The organism is Kitasatospora sp. NPDC059803, assembly GCF_042732255.1.
In the GTDB taxonomy this organism is placed as follows: Bacteria; Actinomycetota; Actinomycetes; order Streptomycetales; family Streptomycetaceae; genus Kitasatospora.
In genome coordinates this window covers 9,629-13,663 of sequence record NZ_JBHWIJ010000237.1, presented here as the reverse complement: position 1 = coordinate 13,663, position 4,035 = coordinate 9,629, and the positions used below count along the sequence as shown (strand labels likewise).

4 protein-coding genes and 1 pseudogene are annotated in these 4,035 nt (G+C 70.6%); all 5 read right to left on the bottom strand.

Annotated elements, in window-relative coordinates; genetic code table 11:
- Positions 1 to 83: 83 nt before the first annotated feature.
- A complete protein-coding gene (locus ACFV6I_RS29475; RefSeq protein WP_380428555.1) occupies positions 84 to 686 on the bottom strand; it encodes a hypothetical protein in 603 nt (200 codons plus the stop codon).
- A 1,046-nt stretch (positions 687 to 1,732) separates the two neighbouring features.
- Positions 1,733 to 2,107: a hypothetical protein gene (locus ACFV6I_RS29470; RefSeq protein WP_380428553.1), complete on the bottom strand. Its 375-nt coding sequence runs from the start codon at positions 2,105 to 2,107 to the stop codon at positions 1,733 to 1,735.
- Positions 2,108 to 2,306: 199 nt separating this feature from the next.
- Positions 2,307 to 2,411: pseudogene (locus tag ACFV6I_RS29465) on the bottom strand (peroxidase); the annotation flags it as partial.
- 53 nt (positions 2,412 to 2,464) lie between these two features.
- Positions 2,465 to 3,154, bottom strand: coding sequence for a response regulator (locus ACFV6I_RS29460; RefSeq protein WP_380428551.1), 690 nt, complete (start codon positions 3,152 to 3,154; stop codon positions 2,465 to 2,467).
- Positions 3,151 to 3,915 carry a sensor histidine kinase gene (locus tag ACFV6I_RS29455; protein ID WP_380428550.1) on the bottom strand — a complete coding sequence of 255 codons (765 nt, stop codon included), beginning with the start codon at positions 3,913 to 3,915 and terminating at the stop codon, positions 3,151 to 3,153. The genes ACFV6I_RS29460 and ACFV6I_RS29455 overlap by 4 nt, the downstream gene beginning before the upstream one ends.
- Positions 3,916 to 4,035 lie beyond the last annotated feature (120 nt).

The window sequence follows — 4,035 nt, the reverse complement described above, 5'->3', positions numbered from 1 at the left end:
GGCGGAGGGCAAGGGTCGCCAGCCGCCGATGGCCGTCACCCCCGCTGGGTGACGGCCACCGAACAGGGTTCACACCGTGGTCACTAGCACGACCACGGCGTGGTGACGTGGCCCGTCACGGTGTCCACCGCCACCGTCCTGCCCTCGCTGGGAATGCAGAAGTAGTAGGTGGGATGCGGGTTCTGCACGACGGGCTCATTGAGGTACAGGGGCTTGAACGCGCCGGTGTGCCCGGCCTTGACGGCCAGATCGTGGGCCTGGACCTCCGTCATGGTGAACGGGGAGATGGCCTGGATCCCGATCGGGACGCTCCACGGCTGCGTGCTCTGGTACTGACCGGTGGTCGAGTACTTGTACTCGAAGGACGGCTCCGAGTTCTTGGCCCGGAAGCGGATCCACCAGGCCTGGACGTCATTGGGGTTGGTCGTGGGTGTCAGCAGGACGGCGTCCGCGTCGTAGAACTGCGAGCCGGGGTGCTCCTGCTGCGCCTTCACCTTGGCCTCCCGCACGATCTGTGTGAGCGGGAGATGGGGTGCCGCGCTGGCGGTGGACGGGGCGATCGGCAGCAGCGACAGGGCCGTGGCGGTCGCGGCGAGCCCGATCCGTGCCCGACGGCGGTGGCGTGATGTCCGGCACCCGTTCAGTGCGGGTGTCGCGGGCGTGCGGGCGGTGCGTGTGGTGTTCATGTCCTTCATCTCCTTCGACCCGGACCCTGCGTGGTCACGGTGGAAGTCGACTGCCGGGTTCGGCGTGAGCGGTGGCCGACGGGCGAGAGGTCCTCGGCCGGGCTCCGCGGGGATGCAGCCTCCCGGGGTCCAACGGTAGGAGGGTCTCCGGGCGCCGTCTCCTGGCCGTCATCCTCGCTGAGCCGAACAGGTGAACCTCTCACCCGGAGCGATGCCCGTCCGGGGTTTCGCCGCGCGGTCCCGGCCGGTGGGCCCGATCCTGTGCCGCTCCTTGATCATCGCTGACTGTTACAAGGTGGTGACACGATCTTCTCGAAGTAGGCGTCCCAGCCGACGAGCCTGTAGATCGTCCTTCAGGCTGCGCTCCACCCACTCCAGGGCGATGTAGTACCGCTCCAGAACCGGGTCCCAGCCCGACTCCAGCATCCGCACGATATGAGGGTGCTCGACAGCTTTGAGTGCGGCGGTCTCCCGTTCCAGGAAGACCTTGATGATTTCGTCGTCGCGCCGCTTGAGTAACTTGATCGCCGCGAACTGCCTGTCACTGTCGCTATTTGCCGTGTCGACGGCCTTTCACACCTTCGACAGACCGCCGCTGCGCGCGCTGTCTCCCACCAGTAGGAAGCGATCGTTGATCACATGCGGTCCCACACATGCTCCTCGTCCAGCACCGGCGTCAACTACCGGTCCGGCCATCCTGCCAGCCCAGGACTCCTCGGTTGGATGGTTCGGCAGATCCGGGCTTGATCGTGGCCAACTCCTCGATGACTACAGTGCCCGACGCTCGACCAACTTATCGCTTATCTTCGGCTTGTTGGGGAGAGCTGTAGCCGAGGCCGTGGTCGACGGCATCGGAGGCAGCCAATCCGGTGGCCCGGAGGGTGGCCACTTCGGAGTGTCAGGGTGGCCCACTCGTGGTCGAGGGCATCCACGGCGGTGCTACCAGCAGCCGACGGTAGAGGCTAGCGCCGTAGCCGCTCCCCCGCACGGAAGCGGCCCGTCGAATCTGTCGATGACGGCCGCCAGTTGCTCGTCCGCTTCGCGATCTACGCCGACCTTCCAGTGCGCTCCAGCTTCGGTACTCGTGCTTGGAGTTCGGCGGGCAGGTACCAGCCTTCGATGGTGGGTGTCATGTAGAGGCGGGCCTTGAGGCCGAGGAGGAGTTGGCGGCGCCTTTCCTGGTCGGCTTGGGTCCAGGCATCGGCGAAGGTCTGGCCGGTCTCGACTTCCACCCAGGCGGAGGGGCGTTGTGGGAGGGCGGCGAGCCGGCGGCGTTCGTCGACGAGGACTTCGAGGGCTTCGTCCTCGCGCGCTGACCCCAGCCCGCCGGCTACGCACCCGCCCGGCCGCAGTCCGGCCGGGCGGGCCCCGGCACCGGCGTCGCACCAGCCCTGTCCGCCGACGCAACGGTGGTGGGCCACCCGGCAGCCGCAGGCCGGCGGTGCGGACGGGTTCCTGTTCTGCCGCTACCCGGAAGCGGCAACAACGTCCTGCCGCTCCCCGGTGACTGCGGTGCCAGGAGCGGTGGTGGTGACGCTGCCACCCCCGGTGGGCAGCCACAGCCCAGCGGTACGGGGCGGTACGCGCCGCGTCCGGTGGCACGGGCTTCGGCCCGGCGGCCGGTGAGCTGTCCCCAGTCGCCGCCCCGCCCTCCGGGTTCTCGGTGCCGTCGACGAAGCCCAGCAGGTTGCGGTCGTCGAAGTCGCGGAAGCCGTGAACGGAGTCTACGCACCACCGGGGAAGTCCCCTTCAGGTCCACCATCCCAGCCGGTGAGGCGTCAGCCTGTGGACGGGAGGTTCCCACCTACGGTGACCATGCCTGTCTCATAGGCGATGACGACCATCTGGGCCCGGTCATGGGCGTGGAGCTTGGCCAGCAGCCGCCGGACGTGTGTCTTGACGGTCGCGATGCTCAGCCCCAGATGCTCGGCGATCACGTGGTTGGGCAGTCCCCGGGCCACCAATCGGAGGACTTCCCGTTCCCGTGGGGTCACACCCGCTAGCTCCCGGGCGAGTCGCGGGCGCGGCTCGTGGCGTCCGGCGAACTCGCGGATCAGACGGCGGGTGACCGCGGGCGCGAGCAGGGCGTCGCCGGAGGCGACCACCCGCAGGGCTGTCAGCAGGTCGGCGGGGAGGATGTCCTTCAGGATGAATCCGCTGGCTCCGCCGCGGAGTGCCGCGTACACGTACTCGTCCAGGTCGAACGTGGTGAGGACCAGCACACGGGTGCCGACGGCGTCCGGGTCCGCGCAGATGCGCCGGGTGGCCTCCAGACCGTCCATGCCCGGCATCCGGATGTCCATCAACACGACGTCGGGCCGCAGCCGCAGGGCGAGTTCGACGGCCTGCTCGCCGCTGACGGCCTCGCCCGCGACGGTGAGGTCCGGCACGCTCTCGATGAGCAGGCGGAAGCCCGCCCGCAACAGCGCCTGGTCATCGGCGATCAGAACCTGGACCGGCCGGTTCACCGTGCTGCCTCCGATCCGCAGGGCAGCCGCGCATGCACCCGGAATCCGCCCGTCGCCAGGGGGCCGGCGGATAGGGTCCCGCCGCACATGGCCGCCCGCTCCCGCATCCCGATGAGTCCGTGCCCGCCGCCAGGACGCCGGGACGGGAGCCGGGACGGCGCGTCGTTGACGACCTCGATCTCGACCGCCTCGGGACCCATCCGGGACAGCTTCACCCGGCAGTCCGGCGATCCCGCGTGCCTGACGACATTGGTGAGGGCTTCCTGAACGATCCGGTAGACCGCCAGTTCCACACCCGGGGGGAGCGGTGGATCCGGGTCGACGGACAGCTCCACGCGCGGGCCCGCGCCGGCCGCGAGCGCGGGCAGGTCCGCCAGACCGGGGGCGGACCCCAACTCGGCTCCGTCATCGGGTGATCGCAGAACGCCGAGCATGCGGCGCATCTCGGTGAGCGCCGTCCGGCCCGCCGTCCCGACCAGTGCGAGGGTCCGCTCGGCCTCCTGCGGGTTGGTGGAGGCCACCGCACGGGCCACCTCGGCCCGTACCGCGATGACAGTCAGATGATGGGCCACCACGTCGTGGAGTTCGCGGGCGATCCGCAGGCGCTCGTCCGTCACGGCCTGCCGGGCGGCGAGTTCCGCGTACGACCGCTGCTCTCTCAGCGCGGTGCCCACCAGCCAGGGCAGGGTCATCATCAAAGACGCGAAGACGACGCCCCACGCGACCCCGGAGGCCGGGACCGGTCGCGGTACGAGGGCCATGGCCGCGGGGGGGGGCGCCCCCCCCCCCCCCCCCCCCGCGCCCGGGCCCCGCCCCCCGCGCCCGCCCCCCCCCCCCCGCGCCGGCGGGCCCCCCCCGGCCCCCCCCCCCGCCCCCCCCCC

Bases quoted from the DNA above. Each gene is read 5' to 3' on its own strand.
- ACFV6I_RS29475 (WP_380428555.1), bottom strand. From the start codon at position 686: ATGAACACCACACGCACCGCCCGCACGCCCGCGACACCCGCACTGAAC.
- ACFV6I_RS29455 (WP_380428550.1), bottom strand. From the start codon at position 3,915: ATGGCCCTCGTACCGCGACCGGTCCCGGCCTCCGGGGTCGCGTGGGGC.